Origin of the sequence: Pseudomonas sp. 31-12 (assembly GCF_003151075.1) — a bacterium.
In the GTDB taxonomy this organism is placed as follows: domain Bacteria; phylum Pseudomonadota; class Gammaproteobacteria; order Pseudomonadales; family Pseudomonadaceae; genus Aquipseudomonas.
Window position 1 is genome coordinate 2,032,821 of record NZ_CP029482.1, and the last position, 21,722, is coordinate 2,054,542.

Annotated in this window: 20 protein-coding genes; 8 read left to right on the forward strand and 12 right to left on the reverse strand. The window is 59.3% G+C overall.

The window, feature by feature from the left end; translation table 11 throughout:
- Positions 1–76: 76 nt before the first annotated feature.
- Complete coding sequence (locus DJ564_RS09420; protein ID WP_109628615.1) at positions 77–706, forward strand: hypothetical protein; 630 nt, start codon at positions 77–79, stop codon at positions 704–706.
- 179 nt (positions 707–885) lie between these two features.
- On the opposite strand, the gene DJ564_RS09425 is transcribed toward DJ564_RS09420, so the two are convergent.
- From DJ564_RS09425 to gcl, 8 genes are all read right to left on the reverse strand, one after another.
- Positions 886–1,884, reverse strand: a complete 999-nt coding sequence (locus DJ564_RS09425; protein WP_109628616.1) for a sulfate ABC transporter substrate-binding protein — start codon at positions 1,882–1,884, stop codon at positions 886–888.
- A gap of 92 nt (positions 1,885–1,976) precedes the next feature.
- Positions 1,977–2,801 (reverse strand): ion transporter, encoded by an 825-nt coding sequence (locus DJ564_RS09430; protein WP_109628617.1) that lies wholly within the window; start codon positions 2,799–2,801, stop codon positions 1,977–1,979.
- 21 nt (positions 2,802–2,822) lie between these two features.
- Positions 2,823–3,737 (reverse strand): urea transporter, encoded by a 915-nt coding sequence (locus DJ564_RS09435; protein WP_109628618.1) that lies wholly within the window; start codon positions 3,735–3,737, stop codon positions 2,823–2,825.
- A 147-nt stretch (positions 3,738–3,884) separates the two neighbouring features.
- Positions 3,885–5,300: a pyruvate kinase gene (gene pyk / locus DJ564_RS09440; protein ID WP_109628619.1), complete on the reverse strand. Its 1,416-nt coding sequence runs from the start codon at positions 5,298–5,300 to the stop codon at positions 3,885–3,887.
- Positions 5,290–6,570 carry a glycerate kinase gene (locus DJ564_RS09445; RefSeq protein WP_109628620.1) on the reverse strand — a complete coding sequence of 427 codons (1,281 nt, stop codon included), beginning with the start codon at positions 6,568–6,570 and terminating at the stop codon, positions 5,290–5,292. Before DJ564_RS09445 ends, pyk begins: the two co-directional genes overlap by 11 nt.
- A gap of 154 nt (positions 6,571–6,724) precedes the next feature.
- On the reverse strand, positions 6,725–7,615 hold the full coding sequence (locus DJ564_RS09450; protein WP_109628621.1) for a 2-hydroxy-3-oxopropionate reductase: 891 nt from the start codon (positions 7,613–7,615) through the stop codon (positions 6,725–6,727).
- 226 nt (positions 7,616–7,841) lie between these two features.
- Complete coding sequence (gene hyi / locus DJ564_RS09455; protein ID WP_109628622.1) at positions 7,842–8,624, reverse strand: hydroxypyruvate isomerase; 783 nt, start codon at positions 8,622–8,624, stop codon at positions 7,842–7,844.
- Positions 8,625–8,762: 138 nt separating this feature from the next.
- A complete protein-coding gene (gcl, locus tag DJ564_RS09465) occupies positions 8,763–10,538 on the reverse strand; it encodes a glyoxylate carboligase (protein WP_109628623.1) in 1,776 nt (591 codons plus the stop codon).
- 267 nt (positions 10,539–10,805) lie between these two features.
- On the opposite strand from gcl, the gene DJ564_RS09470 reads away from it, so the two are divergent.
- Both DJ564_RS09470 and DJ564_RS09475 read left to right on the forward strand, forming a co-directional pair.
- Positions 10,806–11,246 (forward strand): heme-binding protein, encoded by a 441-nt coding sequence (locus DJ564_RS09470; RefSeq protein WP_109628624.1) that lies wholly within the window; start codon positions 10,806–10,808, stop codon positions 11,244–11,246.
- Positions 11,247–11,459: 213 nt separating this feature from the next.
- Positions 11,460–11,918: a transposase gene (locus DJ564_RS09475; protein ID WP_109628625.1), complete on the forward strand. Its 459-nt coding sequence runs from the start codon at positions 11,460–11,462 to the stop codon at positions 11,916–11,918.
- Positions 11,919–12,030: 112 nt separating this feature from the next.
- Here DJ564_RS09475 and DJ564_RS09480 read toward each other — a convergent pair whose 3' ends face one another.
- Positions 12,031–12,636 carry a TetR/AcrR family transcriptional regulator gene (locus DJ564_RS09480; protein ID WP_077748647.1) on the reverse strand — a complete coding sequence of 202 codons (606 nt, stop codon included), beginning with the start codon at positions 12,634–12,636 and terminating at the stop codon, positions 12,031–12,033.
- A 134-nt stretch (positions 12,637–12,770) separates the two neighbouring features.
- Between DJ564_RS09480 and DJ564_RS09485 the strand changes: the two genes are divergently transcribed.
- A complete protein-coding gene (locus DJ564_RS09485; RefSeq protein WP_109628626.1) occupies positions 12,771–13,685 on the forward strand; it encodes a DUF808 domain-containing protein in 915 nt (304 codons plus the stop codon).
- 189 nt (positions 13,686–13,874) lie between these two features.
- On the opposite strand, the gene DJ564_RS09490 is transcribed toward DJ564_RS09485, so the two are convergent.
- Together DJ564_RS09490 and DJ564_RS09495 are read right to left on the reverse strand one after the other, a co-directional pair.
- Positions 13,875–14,663 (reverse strand): VacJ family lipoprotein, encoded by a 789-nt coding sequence (locus DJ564_RS09490; RefSeq protein WP_109628627.1) that lies wholly within the window; start codon positions 14,661–14,663, stop codon positions 13,875–13,877.
- Complete coding sequence (locus DJ564_RS09495; RefSeq protein WP_109628628.1) at positions 14,656–15,954, reverse strand: serine/threonine protein kinase; 1,299 nt, start codon at positions 15,952–15,954, stop codon at positions 14,656–14,658. The genes DJ564_RS09490 and DJ564_RS09495 overlap by 8 nt, the downstream gene beginning before the upstream one ends.
- A 224-nt stretch (positions 15,955–16,178) precedes the next feature.
- Here DJ564_RS09495 and DJ564_RS09500 point away from each other — a divergent pair, with 224 nt between their 5' ends.
- A complete protein-coding gene (locus DJ564_RS09500) occupies positions 16,179–16,547 on the forward strand; it encodes a hypothetical protein (protein WP_109628629.1) in 369 nt (122 codons plus the stop codon).
- Between the two features lie 107 nt (positions 16,548–16,654).
- On the opposite strand, the gene DJ564_RS09505 is transcribed toward DJ564_RS09500, so the two are convergent.
- A complete protein-coding gene (locus DJ564_RS09505) occupies positions 16,655–18,250 on the reverse strand; it encodes a beta (1-6) glucans synthase (protein WP_109628630.1) in 1,596 nt (531 codons plus the stop codon).
- Positions 18,251–18,549: 299 nt separating this feature from the next.
- Between DJ564_RS09505 and DJ564_RS09515 the strand changes: the two genes are divergently transcribed.
- The 3 genes from DJ564_RS09515 to DJ564_RS09525 all read left to right on the forward strand — a co-directional run bounded on the left by DJ564_RS09515 (position 18,550) and on the right by DJ564_RS09525 (position 21,595).
- A complete protein-coding gene (locus DJ564_RS09515; protein ID WP_109628631.1) occupies positions 18,550–19,401 on the forward strand; it encodes a glycine betaine ABC transporter substrate-binding protein in 852 nt (283 codons plus the stop codon).
- A gap of 227 nt (positions 19,402–19,628) precedes the next feature.
- Positions 19,629–19,940 carry a DUF485 domain-containing protein gene (locus DJ564_RS09520; RefSeq protein ID WP_109628632.1) on the forward strand — a complete coding sequence of 104 codons (312 nt, stop codon included), beginning with the start codon at positions 19,629–19,631 and terminating at the stop codon, positions 19,938–19,940.
- Positions 19,937–21,595, forward strand: coding sequence for a cation acetate symporter (locus DJ564_RS09525; RefSeq protein WP_109628633.1), 1,659 nt, complete (start codon positions 19,937–19,939; stop codon positions 21,593–21,595). Before DJ564_RS09520 ends, DJ564_RS09525 begins: the two co-directional genes overlap by 4 nt.
- Positions 21,596–21,722 lie beyond the last annotated feature (127 nt).

Sequence of the window (21,722 nt, forward strand, 5' to 3'; positions counted from 1 at the left end):
ATGATACATTCACTTACATCCTGTTCGATAGCGTGCTTATGTTCTCCTTCACGATTCATAACCGGAAGGCACTTCCATGAATGCGATGTTTCGTCACCTTATTCGCGGCGTTTCAGTGGTCACCTTGATCGGCATGTTCACGGCAGGTTTCGCTCAAGCCGCCGACGCGCCGGGAATGCGCATTGGCGTGCGCGGCGAGATCACCGGGGTGAGCCCCGATGTCTTGAAAGTCCACGTCAATACGGGTGAAAACGTAGTCATCCACCTGACTCAGGACACCAAGGTCCGCGCCGTTACCCTGGCCAATATCGAAGATATCAAACCCGGCAGCTACATTGGTTCGGCGGCCATTCCACAAGACGACGGCACCTTGAAGGCGCTGGAAGTCCACGTCTTTCCACCGGAACTGGCAGGCAGCGGCGACGGGCATCGACCGTTCGACCTGGCCAAGGGCAGCAGCATGACCAATGGCAGCGTGGGCGATCTGGTGGTCAGCAATGGCCGGGTGTTGACAGTCAACTACAAGGGCGGGCAGCAGAAGATCCTGGTGCCGGAGGATGTGCCGATTGTGAACCTGATGCCGGGGGATCGGAGTTTGCTGAAGGTCGGGGTGAAGATCGTCACGTTTGTGACCCAAGGTGCTGACGGGACGCTCACCGCGCAATCGATTTCTGCCGGCAAGGATGGCGTCACACCACCGATGTAAAGCGAATCGAAATCCTTGTGGGAGCGGGCTTGCTCGCGAAAACGGTGTGTCAGTCGACATCAATGTTGAATGGACACACCGCTTTCGAGCAAGCCCTCCCACAGTTGTTCAGTGGACGTGGCTAAAAAACCACAAAAAAAGGCGACCTTATCGGGTCGCCTTTTTGTTGGGCTCAGGAATTACTGACCGCTGTAAATCTGATCAAAGACCCCGCCATCATTGAAGTGGGTCTTCTGCACTGTCCGCCAGTCGCCAAAGGTCTTCTCCACCGACAGGAAGTCCACTTTCGGGAAGCGATCGGTGTACTTGGCCAGCACCGCCGGATCACGCGGGCGCAGGTAGTTGGCTGCGGCAATTTCCTGACCTTCCGGCGACCACAGGTACTTCAGATATTCTTCGGCCGCCGCGCGGGTGCCTTTTTTGTCGACGGTTTTGTCGACCACCGACACCGGCGGCTCGGCTTCAGCGGAGACGCTTGGGTAGATCACTTCAAACTGGTCACGACCAAACTCGCGGGCAATCATTTCCGCTTCGTTTTCGAAGGTCACCAGCACGTCGCCGATCTGGTTGGTCATGAACGTGGTAGTAGCGGCACGGCCGCCGGTATCCAGCACTGGCGCTTGCTTAAACAGTTTGCCGACGAAGTCTTTGGCCTTGTTCTCGTCGCCACCGTTTTTCAGCACATAACCCCAGGCGGACAGGTAGGTGTAGCGACCGTTACCCGAGGTTTTCGGGTTCGGCACGATCACTTGCACGCCATCCTTGAGCAGGTCCGGCCAGTCTTTCAGGGCTTTCGGGTTGCCTTTGCGGACGATGAATACGGTGGCCGAGGTAAACGGTGCGCTGTTGTTCGGCAAGCGGGTGACCCAGTTGTCCGGGATCAGTTTGCCATTGTCCGCCAGGGCATTGATGTCGGTGGCCATGTTCATGGTGATGACGTCAGCCGGCAGGCCATCGATCACCGAACGCGCCTGTTTGCTGGAACCGCCGAAGGACATCTGCAGGGTGATGTTCTCGTTGTGCTCGGCTTGCCAGTGTTTCTGGAACGCAGTGTTGTAGTCCTTGTAGAAATCGCGCATCACGTCGTAAGAAACGTTGAGCAGGGTCGGTGCGGCCTGAGCCATGCTGGTCAGTGCCAGGCCAGCGGCCAGAAGTGAGGCGCCAAAGAGTTTTTTCACTGCGCATTCCTTGTTCTATTTAAAAGTGAGGCAATTTGCCAGCGACTATAGCCGGGCTCGCATAGGCCCTTAAAGATTAAAAAGCTCTTTGCTTATTCCAGTTTCTTAAACAGAGCGTTGCCGCATCGCGAGCAGAATGCCGCACCGTGTTCGTGGCTGTTTTTCTTGCATACCGGGCAATCGTGTTGCAGCTGTTCACCGCGCATGGCATTGGCCAGTTCGGCGGTGAAAATCCCGGTGGGTACGGCGATGATCGAATAACCAGTGATCATCACCAGCGACGAAATCACCTGGCCCAGCGGTGTCTTCGGCACGATGTCGCCGAAGCCCACCGTGGTCAACGTCACGATCGCCCAGTAGATGCCTTTGGGAATGCTGGTGAAGCCGTGTTCCGGGCCTTCGATCACATACATCAGCGTGCCGAACACCGTCACCAGCGTGCAGACGCTGACCAGAAACACCACGATTTTCTGCTTGCTGCCGCGTAGCGCCGACATCAAATAGTTGGCTTGCTTGAGGTACGGGCTGAGCTTGAGGACGCGGAAAATCCGCAGCATCCGGATGATCCGGATAATCAGCAGGTATTGCGCATCGGCGTAATACAGCGCCAGGATCCCGGGCACGATCGCCAGCAGATCCACCAGCCCATAAAAGCTGAACGCATAGCGTAACGGCTTGGGTGAGCAGTACAGACGCAAGCCATATTCGATGGCGAAAATGACGGTGAAACCCCACTCGATGTACGCCAGCACGTCGGCGTAGTTCTTGTGGACCGTGTCGATGCTGTCGAGCATCACGATCACGATACTGGCGAGGATGATCAACAGCAATATGCCGTCGAAGCGCCGCCCCGCCTTGGTGTCGCTCTGGAAAACCATGACGTAAAGCTCTTCACGCCAGTTTTTGCTGCTGTCCATGGATACCGCCTGAACCAATGATCAGCGAAGCCTAGGTTGATTCTCCTCCAGAGTGCAAGGCGTAAGGGCGACAGGAGTCTTGCTGAGCATTTGAACAACGGTGCGGATCAGCCAGCAGGCGAGGATGAACGGCGCGGTCAGCGTTGGCAGACCGATGGCGGCAAACACCGGCGTCAGCAACAGCGCTGATGCAATACCGAGCAGCGGCAGCCAAGGTTTTTGGCGCTGCGAGCTGAAGGCGAGGGCGGCGAGTACGGCGTTGTAGCCACCGAGGCCGATCAATGCGGTATAGAAGTCGTGATGCAGCAGGCTCCAGCCCATGCCCGCGACAGACGCCAATAACGCCCAACAGAATGCGCGGCGATCAGCGATCAGCAAACCCACGGCAATCATCGCGCCGGCCAGGGGATGGCCGAGGAACATCACCTGGCCAAGGCCTTTGAGTGGTGCGATGAGCATGTTCAGCGTATTGATTTCGATCAAGTGTGGAGTTGTCGGGGGCGTGGCGAAGCACAGCAGCAACCAGCCCAGCCCCACAAAGGGCGCGGTGTAGGCAGGCAGGTAGTGGCTGACCCGGACGCGTTTGAGCCACTGTTGAGTGACCATCGCACTCAGCCCACCCGCAGCGATGACCAGCGGTGGCAACAGCGCGGACCAGGGGAAATAGAGGCTCAGCAGCAGGCCGAGCAAGACACCGTTGTAACTGAACAGCCCGGCCTGGCGATCGGCCTTGGCGTAGCCGCGACGTTGTGCGGTGAGCAACCCGGCGACACCGCCCAGCAGTGCACCGCCGAGCAGGGTGGGCGCGGTGAGAAGAATCGCCAACAGGCACAGCAGACCGCACAGCGGATGACGCTGGAGGAAGATCTGGCTGAAACCGTTGAGCAGGGCAGTCGCCCAATCGGGGCAGTGGGTGTTGAAGTGGTTGGCAGGCATGGCAGTTCTAAAAGACAGTGAAACCGAGTCGCCTTCATCGCCAGCAGGCTGGCTCCCACACTGAATCTCAGTTCAGTCTTGATTCAGTGATCGACACAAAACCAATGTGGGAGCCAGCCTGCTGGCGATAAGGCCGGCATGGGCGCTCTAGATCAACGTCTCGATACGCAGTGAGTTAGTCGACCCCGGCTGCCCAAACGGCACACCCGCGGTGATCAACAACGTGTCCCCGCGCTGCGCCATTCCCTGCGCCTGCGCAATCTCCAGCGCCGTCGAGCACACCTCATCCACCTGGCGCAGCCGATCATTGACCACCGAGTGCACGCCCCACGCCACGGTCAAGCGGCGCGCGGTCTGCAGGTTCGGCGTCAGGTTGAGGATCGGCGCGGTCGGCCGTTCCCGCGCCGCACGCAGGCTTGACGTCCCCGACTCGCTGTAATTCACCAGCACCGCCACCGGCAGCACGTTGCTGATGCGCCGGATTGCGCAGCTGATCGCATCGGAAACCGTCGCCTCGGCCTTCGGCCGGCTCACGTCCAGTTGTGCCTGATAATCCGGACCGTTTTCCACTTGGCGAATGATCTTGCTCATCATCTGCACGGCTTCCAGCGGGTACTCGCCGGACGCGGTTTCGGCCGATAGCATCACCGCATCGGCACCTTCGGCCACGGCGTTGGCGACATCGGTGACTTCGGCGCGGGTCGGGGCCGGGGAGAAGCGCATCGATTCGAGCATCTGCGTCGCCACCACCACCGGTTTGCCGAGTTCGCGGCAAATGCTGATGATGTTTTTCTGAATCTGCGGCACGCTTTCGGCCGGGACTTCCACGCCCAGGTCACCGCGAGCGACCATGATCGCGTCGCTCAACTCGGCGATCTCGCGCAGCTGAGTCACGGCCGAGGGCTTCTCGATCTTGGCCATCAAAAACGCTTTGTCGCCGATCAGTTCGCGGGCTTCGCGGATGTCTTCCGGACGCTGCACAAACGACAGCGCCACCCAGTCCACACCCAGTTCCAGACCGAAGCTCAAGTCACGACGATCCTTGGCGGTCAGCGGGCTCAATTCCAGCACCGCTTGCGGCACGTTCACGCCTTTGCGGTCCGAGAGTTCGCCGCCGTTGAGCACGGTGGTATCGATCGCGTCGGCGTACTTGGTGACCACGCGCAGACGCAGCTTGCCGTCGTCCAGCAACAGGTCCATGCCGGGTTCCAGCGCGGCGATGATTTCCGGGTGCGGCAGGTTGACCCGACGCTGATCACCCGGCGTCGTATCGAGGTCCAGGCGCAGGGCCTGGCCGCGGTGCAGTTGCACCTTGCCCTCGGCGAACTTGCCGACCCGCAGTTTCGGGCCTTGCAGGTCCATCAGGATGCCCAGCGGGTAATTCAGCTGGCGCTCGACTTCACGAATCCACTGATAGCGTTGAGCATGGTCGGCGTGATCGCCGTGGCTGAAGTTCAGGCGAAAGATATTGACCCCGGCCTGTACCAGCTCACGGATGTCGTCGATCCCGTCGGTGGCAGGGCCGAGGGTGGCAAGGATTTTAACCTTCTTGTCAGGCGTCATTTTCAGGGCTCTCGAGGATCAGGATGGCGCGGAAGTCGTTGACGTTGGTGCGGGTCGGTTCGGTGACGATCAGTGCGTCCAGCGCTTCGAAATAGCCGTAGCCATTGTTGTTGTCCAACTCGTCGCTGGCGCTCAAGCCGAGGGCGGCGGCGCCGGCGTAGCTGTCCGGGGTCATGATGGCGCCGGCGTTGTCTTCGGAGCCGTCGATGCCGTCGGTGTCACCGGCCAGGGCGTAGACGCCGGGCAAGCCTTTGAGGCTGTCGGTCAGGCTGAGCAGGAATTCGGCGTTGCGTCCGCCACGGCCATTGCCGCGCACGGTGACGGTGGTTTCTCCGCCCGACAAAATCACGCACGGCGCCGCCAATGGCTGGCCATGCAGGACCACCTGGCGGGTGATGCCGGCGTGAACCTTGGCCACTTCGCGGGATTCGCCTTCCAGATCGCCGAGGATCAGCGGACTGAAGCCGGCCTGACGGGCTTTCACCGCGGCCGCTTCAAGGGATTGCTGAGGACGGGCGATCAACTGGAAATGGCTGCGTGCCAGACTCGGATCTCCGGGTTTGACGGTTTCCGATTCCGGGCTCTGCAGCCAGTTGCGCACCGAGGCCGGAACGTCGATGCCGTAGCGTTTGAGGATCGCCAACGCTTCGGCCGAAGTGCTTGGGTCGGCCACGGTGGGGCCGGAAGCGATGACCGTGGCGAGGTCGCCCGGCACATCGGAAATCGCGTAGGTATAAACAGTGGCGGGCCAGCAGGCCTTGCCGAGGCGGCCGCCCTTGATCGCCGAGAGGTGCTTGCGCACGCAATTCATCTCGCCGATGGTGGCGCCGGATTTGAGCAGGGCTTTGTTGATCGATTGCTTGTCGGCCAGGGTGATGCCGGCCGCCGGCAATGCCAGCAGCGCAGAACCGCCGCCCGAGAGCAGGAAGATCACGCGGTCGTCTTCGGTCAGGTTGCTGACCATTTCCAATACCCGTTTGGCTACTGCCAGACCAGCAGCATCAGGCACCGGGTGAGCGGCTTCGACGACTTCGATTTTTTCGCACGGGGCGCCGTGGCCGTAACGGGTGACCACCAGGCCGCAGACTTCACCCTGCCAGCAACGCTCGACGACTTGGGCCATGGCGGCTGCGGCTTTGCCGGCGCCAATGACGATCACCCGACCGCTGCGATCTTGGGGCAAATGGGCTTCGAGGACTTGCTGCGGATGGGCCGCGTCGATGGCTGTGGCAAACAGCTCGCGCAGGAATTGTTGCGGATTGACCGACATGGCGGGCTCCCGGGAATTCTTGTTATTCGAAAGGGCAACTCAGATCCCTGTGGGAGCTAGCCTGCTAGCGATTCAGGCGCCCAGGTCTATCAGACACACCGCGTTGATTTCATCGCTAGCAGGCTAGCTCCCACAGGTTTTGTGCAGGGCTTTGTTACTTATCGCGAATCGAGAAGTTCGCCATGTGTTCCAAGCCCTTGATCAGCGCCGAGTGGTCCCAGTTGCTGCCACCGATGGCCGCGCAAGTGCTGAACACTTGCTGGGCGTTGGCGGTGTTCGGCAGGTTGATGTTCAGCTCTTTGGCGCCTTGCAGGGCCAGGTTCAAATCCTTCTGGTGCAGGCTGATGCGGAAGCCCGGGTCGAAGGTGCCTTTGATCATGCGCTCGCCATGTACTTCGAGGATCTTCGACGAAGCGAAACCGCCCATCAGCGCTTCACGCACCTTGGCCGGATCGGCACCGTTTTTCGCGGCGAACAACAGCGCTTCGGCTACGGCCTGAATGTTCAGCGCGACGATGATCTGGTTCGCCACTTTCGCGGTCTGACCGTCGCCATTGCCACCGACCAGGGTGATGTTCTTGCCCATCGCCTGGAACAAAGGCAGTGCGCGTTCGAAAGCATCGGCATCGCCACCGACCATGATGCTCAGGCTTGCAGCCTTGGCGCCGACTTCACCGCCGGACACTGGCGCATCGAGGTATTGCGCGCCTTTTTCGTTGACCTTGGCCGCAAAGGCCTTGGTGGCGGTCGGCGAGATCGAGCTCATGTCGATGACGATTTTGCCTTTGCCGACACCGGCCGCAACGCCATCGGCGCGGAACAGCACGTCGTCGACCTGCGGGGTATCCGGCACCATGATGATGATGACTTCAGCTTCCTGGGCGACTTCTTTCGGGTTGGCCAGGGCGACGGCGCCACCGGCAACCAGATCGGCCGGTGCGGCGTCGTGGTGCGCCGACAGGAACAGGCTGTGACCGGCTTTCTGCAGGTTCAACGCCATTGGGTGGCCCATGATGCCGGTGCCGATAAATCCGATTTTAGCCATGAGAAATTCCTCTTGTTTTTGTGTAGCCAAATAATGTGCGCGTAGCTGAGGCGACCACTTTCTGTGGCGAGGGAGCTTGCTCCCGCTCGGCTGCGTAGCCGTCGCAAAACCTGAGAACCGGTTCTGCCTGATACACCACGGTGGATGGCTTTGGGGCCGCTTCGCGACCCAGCGGGAGCAAGCTCCCTCACCACAAGTACAAGGCCACAAAAGGCCTGCTTTAGTGTCAGATCGCGTTGTGGGTTTTCAACCACCCCAGGCCCGCTTCAGTGGTGGTCAGCGGCTTGTATTCACAGCCAACCCAACCCTGATAACCGATGCGGTCAAGGTGTTCGAACAGGAAGCGGTAGTTGATTTCACCGGTGCCCGGTTCGTTGCGCCCCGGGTTGTCGGCCAACTGGATATGGTTGATCTCGCCCAGGTGCGCAGCCATGGTGCGGGCCAGGTCGCCCTCCATGATTTGCATGTGGTAGATGTCGTATTGCAGGAACAGATTGGCGCTGCCGACCTGTTCGCGAATCGACAGGGCCTGCGCCGTGTTGTTCAGATAGAAGCCCGGGATGTCGCGGGTGTTGATCGCTTCCATCACCAGTTTGATGCCCGCTGCTTGCAGCTTGTCGGCGGCGTATTTGAGGTTGGCGACGAAGGTTTTTTCCACGGTGGCATCGTCGACGCCTTGTGGACGAATACCGGCCAGGCAGTTGACCTGGGTGTTGCCGAGCACTTGAGCATAAGCGATCGCCAGATCGACACCGGCACGGAACTCTTCGACACGGTCCGGCAGGCACGCGATACCGCGTTCGCCCTTGGCCCAGTCACCGGCCGGCAGATTGAACAGCACCTGGGTCAGGCCACTGGCGTCGAGCTTGGCCTTGATCTCGGCGGAGCTGAAGTCGTAGGGGAACAGGTATTCGACACCACTGAAGCCGGCCTTGGCGGCCGCTTCGAAACGGGCAAGAAAATCCTGCTCAGTGAACAGCATGGACAGGTTGGCTGCGAAACGCGGCATGGTGGTCTCCCGAAAGTATGTGCAGATCCCCCGTGGGAGCCAGCCTGCTGGCGATAGCGGTGGGACAGTCAACATCAATGTTGAATGTGCCGGCCTCATCGCGAGCAGGCTCGCTCCCACAGGGAGAGCGTTCAGCTGTTAATCAAGCAACGAAATCGCGGTCGGCGCGTCGTTGCCGACCAGCGCCAGGTCTTCGAATTCGTTGACGGCGTTGATCTCGGTGCCCATGGAAATGTTGGTCACACGCTCCAGAATAATCTCGACGATCACCGGCACCTTAAACTCTTCGATCAGCTCCTGGGCCTTGCGCAGGGCAGGCTGGATCTGACCCGGTTCGAACACTCGCAGCGCCTTGCAGCCGAGGCCTTCGGCAACCGCGACGTGGTCGACACCGTAACCGTTGAGTTCCGGAGCGTTCAGGTTATCGAAGGACAGCTGCACGCAGTAGTCCATGTCGAAACCGCGCTGGGCCTGACGAATCAGCCCCAGGTACGAATTGTTGACCACGACGTGGATGTACGGCAGCTTGAACTGCGCGCCCACCGCCAACTCTTCGATCATGAACTGGAAATCATAATCGCCCGACAGCGCCACGACCTTGCGGGTCGGATCGGCCTTGACCACGCCCAGTGCTGCCGGAATGGTCCAACCCAACGGACCGGCCTGACCGCAGTTGATCCAGTGACGCGGCTTGTAGACGTGCAGGAACTGCGCGCCGGCAATCTGCGACAGACCGATGGTGCTGACGTAGCAGGTGTCTTTGCCGAACACCTGGTTCATCTCTTCGTACACACGCTGCGGCTTGACCGGCACGTTGTCGAAGTGAGTCTTGCGCTGCAGGCTGGCTTTGCGCTGCTGGCAGTCTTGCAGCCAGGCGCTGCGGTTTTTCAGCTTGCCGGCGGCTTGCCATTCGCGAGCGACTTCGATGAACACGGTCAGCGCGGCAGCGGCGTCGGAAACGATGCCCAGGTCCGGGTTGAACACGCGGCCGATTTGCGTCGGCTCGATGTCGACGTGAATGAACTTGCGGCCTTCGGTGTACACGTCGATCGAACCGGTGTGACGGTTGGCCCAACGGTTGCCGACGCCCAATACCACGTCGGACTTCAGCAGGGTCGCGTTGCCGTAGCGGTGCGAGGTCTGCAAGCCCACCATGCCGACCATCAATGGGTGATCGTCCGGGATCGTGCCCCAGCCCATCAGGGTCGGGATCACCGGAATACCGGTCAGCTCGGCGAATTCAACCAGCAACTCGCTGGCGTCGGCATTGATGATGCCGCCACCGGCTACCAGCAATGGACGCTCGGCCTGGTCGAGCATGGCCAGGGCCTTCTCGATTTGCACGCGGTTGGCGGTTGGCTTGGCCAGCGGCAGTGGTTGGTAAGCATCGATGTCGAATTCGATTTCAGCCATCTGCACGTCGAACGGCAGGTCGATCAGCACCGGGCCCGGACGGCCGGAACGCATTTCGTAGAAGGCTTTCTGGAACGCATACGGCACCTGGCCCGGTTCCATGACGGTGGTTGCCCACTTGGTCACTGGCTTGACGATGGTGGTGATGTCAACGGCCTGGAAGTCTTCCTTGTGCATACGGGCGCGGGGTGCTTGCCCGGTGATGCACAGAATCGGGATCGAGTCGGCCGAGGCGCTGTAGAGCCCGGTGACCATGTCGGTGCCGGCCGGGCCGGAAGTGCCGATGCACACGCCGATGTTGCCGGCCTTGGTGCGGGTGTAACCCTCGGCCATGTGCGAGGCGCCTTCAACGTGGCGCGCGAGGACGTGATCGATGCCACCGACCTTCTGCAAGGCGGAGTACAGCGGGTTGATCGCGGCGCCCGGGATGCCAAAAGCGGTATCAACCCCTTCACGGCGCATCACCAGAACGGCGGCTTCGATTGCTCTCATTTTGCTCATGGTTTTGTGCCTCTTACGTTTTGTAATTGTATACAAGTGGCTTTGCGCAGAGTGTATTCACGGCGGACGGCGCAGGTCAATCCATTTTCTCAAGCGGCCGTTTCATTCGTCGGAAGCCCGTTCTGCTGTGGCTTTTCGTCGCATGTAGCGCTTTTCGAGAATTATTGTATACAAAAAAATAACTCATTGTGTTCTATTTGTTGCATCGGACTGCGGCACAACCGCGCAGGCCACTGGCTTTCCCTATAACAAAATGAGGACGGCACCATGAGCGCTTTAACCTTGAAAGTTGCAGTCAACCTGATCAATCAGGCCATCACCGCCGGGCGTGCAATCTCCGCGGCTCCACTGACCATCGCGGTACTGGATGCCGGCGGGCACGTGATTAGCCTGCAACGCGAAGACGGCGCGAGCCTGCTGCGCCCGCAGGTCGCCATCGGCAAAGCCTGGGGCGCCATCGCCCTCGGCAAAGGCTCACGCCTGCTGGCGCTGGACGCCCAGCAACGCCCGGCCTTCTTCGCCGCGCTGAACAGCCTGGGGCAGGGCAGCGTCGTGCCGGCACCGGGCGGTGTGTTGATTCGGGATCAGGACGGGAACGTGCTGGGGGCGGTGGGGATCAGCGGGGATCTGTCGGATGTTGATGAGCAGTGTGCGATCAGTGCGATCGAGGCGGTGGGGTTGAGGGCGGATGCTGGGGTGGTGGCTTGATTTTGTATTGATTGATCTATCGCCATCGCCAGCAGGCTGGCTCCCACAGGGGATGTTTGTCGCGCACGAATTTTGTGTTCACAGAGATCCAGTGTGGGAGCTAGCCTGCTAGCGATGACGGACTACCAGACACACTCAGCTAAATGTCTGCCCCGCCCTTGGGTGATATCAGGTCTAGCCTTCCAGATGAATTAATCATGCAGGGGCAATGGAATGCCTGATCTACCCGCTTCAAATCGCTTGCGCATCGGCCGCTATACCGAATCCAATCGGATTTACCTGCTGACTACCAATACACACGACCGAAAGCCAATATTCAAAGACTTCACCTTGGGTAGAGTGGTAGTTAATCAATTTCGCTGCGCTCAGGATCAAGGCATCGCGAATTCACTGGCCTGGGTTGTCATGCCCGATCATTTCCATTGGCTGGTCGAGTTACAGCAGGGATCGTTGGGTAATCTGATGCAAAAGACCAAATCACTGAGCACCAAAGCGGTGAATCAGTTCACTGGCCGCAAGGACAATCTCTGGCAGAAAGGCTTTCATGACCGTGCATTGCGGCGGGAAGAGGATTTGGTGAAATTGGCCCGGTATGTCGTGGCAAATCCGTTGCGGGCTGGGCTGGTGGAAAAGCTTGGCGACTATCCGTTGTGGGATGCTGTTTGGGTTTGATCTGAAATCGAGTTGCCTTCATCGCTAGCACGCTAGCTCCCACAGGGGATTGGTGAACGCCACAGATCCAATGTGGGAGCTAGCCTGCTAGCGATAAATGCACCGCGGTCTATCAATCCGGCTCACACCCTTTAAGCACCAACCGGATAATCGTCTGCGCCGCCGCTTCATAGTCCTCTTCATCCAGCTTGGCCTTGCCAGTGATGGCCGTGATCTGCCAGTCAAAGTCGGCGTAGGTCTGGGTCGCGGCCCAGATGCTGAACATCAGGTGGTTGGGATCGATCGGGGCGATTTGCCCGCGGTCGATCCAGGTCTGGATGCAGTCGATGTTGTGCTTGGCCTGGCCGTTAAGCTGTTCGACCAGGTCGGCGCTCAGGTGCGGGGCGCCGTGCATGATTTCGCTGGCGAACACTTTGGAGGCGAAGGGCAGGTCGCGGGAGATGCGGATTTTCGAGCGGATGTAGCCGCTCAGCACTTCGCTGGGCACACCGTCGGCGTTGAACGGCGTCGAGGCCTGCAGAATCGGCTCGATGATGCTTTCCAGGACCTCGCGGTAGAGGTTTTCCTTGGATTTGAAGTAGTAATAGACGTTGGGCTTGGGCAATCCCGCCTTGGCTGCGATATCACTGGTTTTGGTCGCAGCGAAGCCCTTGTCGGCAAATTCTTCACTGGCGGCACGCAGGATCAGTTCTTTGTTGCGCTCGCGGATAGTGCTCATAAACCAGGGGGTTCCTTGCCTGTTCTGGCGGTTGCGCATGGTAGCACCGGCCTCGCGCAGCGCTCAAGAATGCCCCGTGTGGCGCTCGGTCGCGCTATGCTGCGCAGCATTCATTCCAGAAGGACACCTGATTCATGGCAGGAAGCAGTTTGCTGTTGCTGATCGACGACATCGCCGCCGTTCTCGACGATGTGGCGTTGATGACCAAAATGGCCGCCAAGAAGACCGCTGGCGTACTCGGCGATGATCTGGCGCTCAATGCCCAACAGGTTTCCGGCGTACGTGCCGAGCGGGAAATCCCGGTCGTATGGGCGGTGGCCAAGGGCTCGTTTCTCAACAAACTGATCCTGGTGCCGTCAGCCCTGGCCATCAGCGCATTCATTCCGTGGCTGGTCACGCCGTTGTTGATGATCGGCGGCGCGTACCTGTGCTTCGAAGGTTTCGAGAAGCTCGCCCACAAATTCCTGCACAGCAAGGCTGAAGACCAGGCCGAGCATGCGGAGTTGGTCGAAGCGGTGGCCGATCCGGCTGTTGATCTGGTGGCGTTCGAGAAAGACAAGATCAAGGGCGCCATCCGCACTGACTTCATTCTGTCGGCAGAAATCATCGCCATCACCCTCGGCACCGTGGCGGATGCGTCGTTGACCCAACAGGTCATCGTGCTGTCTGGCATCGCTATTGTCATGACCATCGGTGTTTATGGCCTGGTGGCGGGCATCGTCAAGCTTGATGACCTGGGCCTGTGGCTGACCCAAAAGCCTGGGCAGATGGCCAAAAGCATCGGCGGCGGGATTCTGCGCGCAGCGCCGTACATGATGAAAAGCCTGTCCGTGATCGGCACGGCGGCAATGTTCCTGGTGGGCGGCGGGATTCTGACCCATGGCGTGCCGGTGGTTCATCACTGGATTGAGAGCGTCAGTGCAGGGGCGGGCGGTGCCGGGTTTATCGTGCCGACGTTGTTGAATGCCGTGGCGGGGATTGTGGCGGGTGCCGTTGTGTTGGCTGGTGTGATGGTCGTCAGCAAACTCTACAAGGCGCTGAAAGGCTGAAGGCGGACACTGTCCAAATGTGGGAGCGAGCCTGCTCGCGATAGCGGAGTGTCAGTCAGCATAGATGTTGACTGTGCTGGCCCCATCGCGAGCAGGCTCGCTCCCACATTGGTTTTGTAGTGTTTGAAAAATACCCATTAAAAAGGCCATTCGATCCGCATCGAATGGCCTTTTTTGTTGCCGCCGGATTTACTCGGCAATCTGCAACTTGCGTGACTCGGTGTACACGTAACGCACTTTCTCGTACTCGAACGGCGAGTTCAGCTGGCCGTAGCGGAAGCTGTTCTGGTAGCGCTTGTCGACGCCGCGCAGGGCCCAGACTTCAGGATGGTTAGAGCTGACTTCCGAGACGTTCAGGAAGTTGATCGCCGATTCGGCGCTGAAGTCCACCAGCAGGCCGCCGGTGTCGCGGATGTTCGAAGGGCCGAGGATCGGTAACACGAAGTAGGCGCCGCCCGGTACACCGTAGAAGCCCAGGGTCTGACCGAAGTCTTCGGCCTGGCGCGGCAGGCCCATGGAGGTGGCCGGGTCCCACAGGCCGGCAATGCCGATGGTGGTGTTGAGCAGCAGGCGCGCGGTGGTTTCCATCGAACGCTTGCCTTTGAACTGCAGCAGGCTGTTCATCAGGTTCGGCACATCGCCGATGTTATTGAAGAAGTTGCTCACGCCGGTGCGCAGGAAACTTGGGGTGATGTAGCGATAACCGTCGACCACCGGCAGAAACACCCATTGGTCGAAGCGGTAGTTGAAGTGATAAACCCGGCGGTTCCACTCTTCCAGCGGGTCGTAGACGTTCAGCGCGTTGAGCGTGGAACGTTCGAACTCGCGCTGATCCAGCCCCGGGTTGAACTTGAGTTTGCTCAGCGGTTCCTTGAAACCGTCACTGTCGACCACGACAGGGGCGTTGGCTTTGCTGTTGTCTGCATTGGCGACGCCTGCACAGAGTAACGCAGCGATAAGCAGGAGGTATTTAGCCACGGAAGAACTCCAGCATAGCGTCGCTGTTGACGCGGTAATTTAGGTTGCCGCAATGGCCGCCCAGTGGATAAACGGTCAGACGGTCGCCGAAGGTCTTGCGCAGGAAACCGAGGTCGCCTGGGCCGAGGATCACGTCGTCGGCGTTGTGCATGACCGCGATTTTCGGGCTGTCGTGCAGGTAATCCTTGAGGGCATACAGGCTGACCTGATCGATCAGTTGCAGCAGGCTGCCGCCGTCGGTGCGGGCGCGCCACATCGGGATAACCTGCTCGGTGATGTAGCAGTCGAAGTCGCATTGCAGCGCACGCTTGAGGAACGGCGTGAGGCTGGTGCCTTCGGTGATCGGGTATTTCGGCGGGGTGATCAAGCCGCGACGGTTGATCAGGTCCGAGGTGAAGGCAATGTCGGCCGCCGAAAAGCGGAACGAAGTGCCGATCAGCATGGCCATCTGTTCGTTGGTCAGGTGCTGCTTGGACTGCTGGAAGTCGTAGAGCAGGGCATCGTTGAGGTCGATGTAGCCTTTTTGCTGGAAGTAGCGGGTCAGCTTGTTCAGCACCAGTTCATAGAACGTGGTGCTGTTGTTGATGCCCTTGACCTCGGTCTGGACCAGCTTGTCCAGGTTGGTGATCGAGGTGTAGAGGTTGACCGGCGGGTTGAGCAGCAAGACTTTCTTGAAGTTGAAGCTGCGACGGGTTTCGTCCAGGTGCGCGACGAAGGCCGCGTCCAGCGCGCCCAGGCTGTAACCGGTCAGGTAGTAATCAGTGACGGGGACGTTCGGGTTTTGCGCCCGCACGGCCTGCATCACCCGGTACATGTCTTCGGCATCTTCCTTGGTGATACCCGGTGTGGCAAAGCGTGAAGCCGCGCTCATGAAGTCGAAGCTGGTGGGCGACGACAGCTGCACCACGTGATAACCGGCCTTGTAGTAGAGCTTTTTCAGGTACTCGTTGAGGCTGCTGTCATAACGCGCACCGGTGCCGGCGATCAGAAAAATCAGCGGCGCTGCCTTGTCTTGCGTGGCAATGCGGTAGGTCAGCTTTTTGACCGGCCAGAAATTGTCTGGCAGTTCGAATGCACGCTCTGGGCGCAGGGTCACGCTGCGTGTCTGTTGGTCGATGTCGTCGTCCAGCGGCAACTCCGGACGCAGGTCCGGCGGAGTCGTGGCGATAGTCGCCTCGAACGGGTTGGTCAAGGGGTAGCCATAACTGGCGGCGTCGATATCGACCGCCAGTGCGGACGCACTCAAAATAAGGCCGCCAAACAGGGCGGCGAAGCGCAAGGAACGGAGCATGACTAGATCCCTTAGAGGAAGGTGCCGAATGAAGTTCGCAGGCTATGACCACGGGGTTTGCGCCAAAGTGCCATGCTGCGGCACCAATCAGGGCGTATTTCGGATCAATAGTAGCTGGACGATACACTTTGCAGCTATTTCGTGACCAATTATCTGCTATGCGCGTTTGCTAAGTGCTGTCGGGGGATTAAGCTGGCCGCCGTTTTCGTTTATTGGAGTGCTTCATGTCTCGCCGTCTGCCTGTGATTCTGCTACTCGTTCTGCTGCCGTTATGGCTGGCCGCCAGTTATGGCGCGCGTTATGGCTTTATGGAGGATGCGCAGTGGGTTGGCGTCTGTGTGGACGAGTCGAGTCGTTGGGAATGCCAGATTCGTTCGAGCCTGGGCTTGATGATTCACTTCAAGATGTTGGGCTACGCCGCATTGGCCGCCGCGATCATCGGGTTTGTGGTGCCGGGTCGGGCGGGGTGGTGGCTGGCGGTGCTGGCGCTGGTGTTCGGGTTTCCGGCGCTGGCGTTGTACAACACTACTTTGGCTGTTTTTGCGGTGGTGATTGCTGCTCTGCGTCTGGTCAGGGCTTCCCGCAGCGCCTGACAGTCCGTTATCGCGAGCGGGCTCGCTCCCACAGGGATCATCTGAGCGACAGAGATCAACTGTGGGAGCGAGCCTGCTCGCGATGAGGCCGGTAGCCGCGCTGAAGATCAGGCCTTGCGAACCCGCAAACAGCGCCACAACGCGGCAACCATCAACACACTCACCAGAGCCCAACCCCAGGCCTGCTGGTTCTGCAAGCCTTCAACGTACAGCTGCGGCGCAATGCCGGCGCCTATGATGAAGGTCAGCAGGGCGATTTCACGGCGCGGCACGTTCACCGGGCGGCACAGGTAAACCAGTGCCGGCAGGATGAACGCGACACTCGGGAAACTGCGATAACGCGGATCGAACACCAGCTCCAGCATCATCACCGCCGCCGCAAAACCTGCCGCAGCGACCAACCAGCCCGCTCGACGTTCCAGTGCATTGAACGCCCGCTCACGCCAGCCAGTTCGGGCGCTCAGCGTCAGCGCGGCATGCGCCAGTACCAGCAGATTCAACCCCGTCAGCAACGCCACCCACAACCATTCACTCGCAAATCGGGTAGTGACACGCGCCAGATCGCCCCACGCGCCAATCGAGCACGCCGCCAGTGCGCCGAGCAGCGGCAGCACCAAGGCGGCGCGCGTGGTGCGTACACGCCCGCCGAGCATCAGCGTGCCAAGGAAGATCAAACCGCCAACGGCCAGCCACTGCGACCAGTACGGCACGTTCGACACAGGGCCGGCCAGCACGCCTTTGTCCTGGCGATCAGCGTCGAACAGCCCCCAGTAACCACCGACGGCACCTTCGCTGGCGCGTTTCCAGGGTTGGTCGAAGGCTTCGATCAGGTTGTAATGCCAGCCTTGCTGTTCGGCCATGATGACAAAACCACGGATGAACTTGGCTTCGTTAACCCGGCTCGGCAGGGCGGTTTCGCGCTGGCGGCCTTCGCTCGGCCAACCGGTTTCGCCAATCACCACGTCCTTGGGCGCGAATTTGTTGCCGAACACCTGACGCACTTCAGCCACGTGCTGCAGCGCTGCGTCGATGTTCGATGGATCGTCTTCCCAATACGGCAGCAAATGGATGGTCAGGAAATCCACCGCCGGGGCGATTTCCGGGTGCTTGAGCCAAAACTCCCAGACGTCGGCGTAAGTGACCGGCTGCTTGACCTGGCTTTTGACTTTATTGATCAGCTTCGCCAGTTGCGCGCCGGTGATTTCCTTGCGCAGCAGGGTTTCGTTGCCGACGATCACCGACGTCACCACGTCCGCGTTGGCGTTGGCCGAGGCGATCAGCAGGTCGACTTCTTTCTCGGTGTCCACCGGGTTGCTGTTGACCCAGGCGCCGATCATCAGTTTCAGACCATGCTTGCGCGCCAGATCGGGCAGGGCCTCGAGACCGGTCATTGAATAGGTGCGGATGCATTCGAAGCTTTTGGCCAACAGCGCGAGGTCGGCGTCCATGCGCTCGGGGCGCAATTTGAACGGCACGTCGAACGGCGACTGGTCCTTGTCGAACGGGGTATAGGAGGCGCACTGCAGCTTGTGCGTCGCACTGGCCACGTCCGGCAGAACCACCGGTTTGCCGAGGCCGTACCAGAAGCCGCCGAGGGCAAACAGCCCCAGCAGGCAGGCGAAGAGATAAGCCAAAAAAGGAAAGCGTGATGTCGCGGGCATGGTCAGGCCGTCTGGGAGCAAAGCCGCGCATGTTACCTGCATTTACCCCGCGCTTGGGCCCTTGCATGATTTTGACATGCAAAGTTCGGGCGGATTGGCCAGTGTGCTTTCTGTGCACTAAATTAATGGCGATCTGATGTCGTTTCTCGATGCCTTGAGGTCGCTGACAGAGCAGGTCGCGGTTGTCGTCAGGTTGATGATCGACGCATCAGTGCTCTCATTGAAAATCACGCTGATGTTCGAACGAGTTTGCGGTGGGCGTGATGGGGGCGCTGTGCACCATAACAATACGTTGACGCGACTCGGCACCCGTCGAGCGCAGCACTTTCGGGGAAGTAACGATGAAGATGCGACGACTTTTAGGCGCCGGTGCCGCTCTGGTGCTTGCGATTGGCTCCACGATGGCCAATGCCGAGAGCAAAACCCTGAGCATCGGTTACGTTGACGGCTGGTCCGACAGCGTCGCGACCACCCATGTGGCCGCCGAAGTGATCAAGCAAAAGCTGGGTTACGACGTGAAACTTCAAGCCGTCGCCACCGGGATCATGTGGCAGGGTGTGGCCACCGGTAAACTCGACGCCATGTTGTCGGCCTGGCTGCCGGTGACTCACGGCGAATACTGGACCAAGAACAAGGATCAAGTCGTCGATTACGGTCCGAACTTCAAGGATGCAAAAATCGGCTTGATCGTACCGGAATACGTCAAGGCCAAAACCATTGATGATCTGAAAACTGACGACACCTTCAAGAAGCGCATCGTTGGCATCGACGCCGGTTCGGGCGTCATGCTTAAAACCGAACAGGCGATCAAGGATTACGATCTGACCGGGTATCAACTCAAGGCCAGTTCCGGCGCCGGCATGATTGCCGAGCTGACCCGTGCCGAGAAGAAGAACGAATCCATTGCCGTGACCGGTTGGGTGCCGCACTGGATGTTCGCCAAGTGGAAACTGCGCTTCCTGGACGACCCGAAAGGCGTTTATGGCGCGGCTGAAACCGTAAACAACATCGGCAGCAAAGAACTGGCGACCAAGGCACCTGAAGTTGCCAAGTTCCTGAAGAACTTCCAGTGGGCGTCGAAGGACGAAATCGGCGAAGTCATGTTGGCGATTCAAGATGGCGCCAAGCCTGAAGCCGCTGCGAAGGATTGGGTGGCAAAACACCCTGAGCGCGTTGCAGACTGGATCAAGTGATTTGAGCTGAAGCCTCTAATCAGCACCTCTCAAGGCCCTTTGGCAGTTCTGCCAACGGGCCTTTTTCTTTTCCGCAGGAGAAGGGTGCAAAGCTGGCTAATTATTATCTGCTGGAAAATGGCCAGACCGTCATGTCGTTCTAATACTAAGGTCGTCTGGAACCAGTTCCGCAGCCGCATAGAGTGGATAACGTTCCAACTTTAATCTGTGCTGCGAGGATAAAAACAATGAACGACAGCATTTACCTCTCGATTCAAAACAGCCCGCGCTTCAAGGAGCTGGTTAGTAAGCGAGAAAGGTTCGCCTGGATTCTTTCGGCGATCATGCTTGGGCTGTACTCCGGATTCATCCTTTTGATTGCTTACGGGCCGCATATTCTTGGGGCGAAAATCAACCCCGAGTCTTCGATTACCTGGGGGATACCGATTGGTGTCGGGCTGATTCTCTCGGCCTTTGTCCTGACTGCAATCTACGTACGACGCGCCAATGGCGAATTCGACGACCTGAACAATCTGATTCTCAAGGAGGCTCAGCAATGATCCGGCGTCTATTGGCTCTATTGAGCGTTGCAGCATTCGCACCGGGTGCCTGGGCGGCTGAAGCCCTGACCGGCGCCGTGCAGAAACAACCGCTGAACGTCGCCGCGATCCTGATGTTCGTGGCGTTTGTCGGCGCGACTTTGTATATCACCTACTGGGCCTCCAAGAAAAATAACTCGGCGGCCGACTACTATGCGGCCGGCGGCAAGATCACCGGTTTCCAGAATGGTCTGGCGATTGCCGGTGACTACATGTCCGCGGCGTCCTTCCTGGGTATTTCCGCCCTGGTGTTCACCTCCGGCTACGACGGCCTGATCTACTCGATCGGCTTCCTGGTGGGCTGGCCGATCATTCTGTTCCTGATCGCCGAGCGCCTGCGTAACCTGGGTAAGTACACCTTTGCCGATGTGGCGTCCTACCGCCTTGGGCAAACCCAGATTCGCTCGCTGTCTGCTTGCGGTTCGCTGGTGGTGGTGGCGTTCTACCTGATCGCGCAAATGGTCGGTGCCGGCAAGCTGATCCAGCTGCTGTTCGGTCTGGATTACCATGTAGCCGTGATCCTGGTCGGCGTCCTGATGTGCATGTACGTGCTGTTCGGCGGCATGCTGGCGACCACTTGGGTGCAGATCATCAAGGCAGTACTGTTGCTGTCCGGTGCCTCGTTCATGGCGCTGATGGTGATGAAGCATGTCAACTTTGACTTCAACACGCTGTTCTCCGAGGCGATCAAGGTTCACGCCAAAGGCGAAGCGATCATGAGCCCGGGCGGTCTGGTGAAAGATCCGGTGTCCGCGTTCTCCCTCGGCCTGGCACTGATGTTTGGTACCGCTGGCCTGCCGCACATTCTGATGCGCTTCTTCACCGTGAGTGACGCGAAGGAAGCTCGCAAGAGCGTGCTGTACGCAACCGGCTTCATTGGCTACTTCTACATCCTGACCTTCATCATCGGCTTCGGCGCGATCCTGCTGGTCAGCACCAACCCGGCCTTTAAAGATGCTGCTGGCGCGCTGTTGGGCGGCAACAACATGGCGGCGGTGCACCTGGCCAACGCGGTGGGTGGCAGTATTTTCCTGGGCTTCATCTCGGCGGTAGCGTTCGCGACCATTCTGGCAGTGGTTGCCGGTTTGACCCTGGCCGGTGCTTCGGCGGTGTCTCACGACCTGTATGCCAGCGTGATCAAGAAAGGCAAGGCCAACGAGAAGGATGAGATCCGTGTCTCGAAAATCACCACCATCGCTTTGGCGGTGCTGGCGATCGGCCTGGGCATTCTGTTCGAAAGCCAGAACATCGCGTTCATGGTGGGCCTGGCGTTCTCCATCGCGGCGAGCTGTAACTTCCCGGTGCTGCTGCTTTCCATGTACTGGAAGAAACTGACCACTCGCGGTGCGATGATCGGTGGCTGGTTGGGTCTGGTGAGTGCCGTAGGTTTGATGGTGCTTGGGCCAACCATCTGGGTGCAGATCCTGCATCACGAGAAGGCTATCTTCCCGTATGAGTACCCGGCGCTGTTCTCGATGGCCATTGCGTTTGTCGGGATCTGGTTCTTCTCGATCACTGACAAGTCCGCGGCTGGCGTTAATGAGCGTGCGCTGTTCTTCCCGCAGTTTGTTCGTTCGCAGACTGGGTTGGGGGCGAGTGGGGCGGTTTCTCACTAAGGCTTCGAGTTTGTCTGTGTAAGTTGCGTTAAACGAAAAATGCCCCGGTCGAGAGATTGGGGCATTTTTTTGGGCGTTGGGTTGAATCTGTGGGAGCTGGCTTGCCTGCGATGGCGGCCTGATAGCC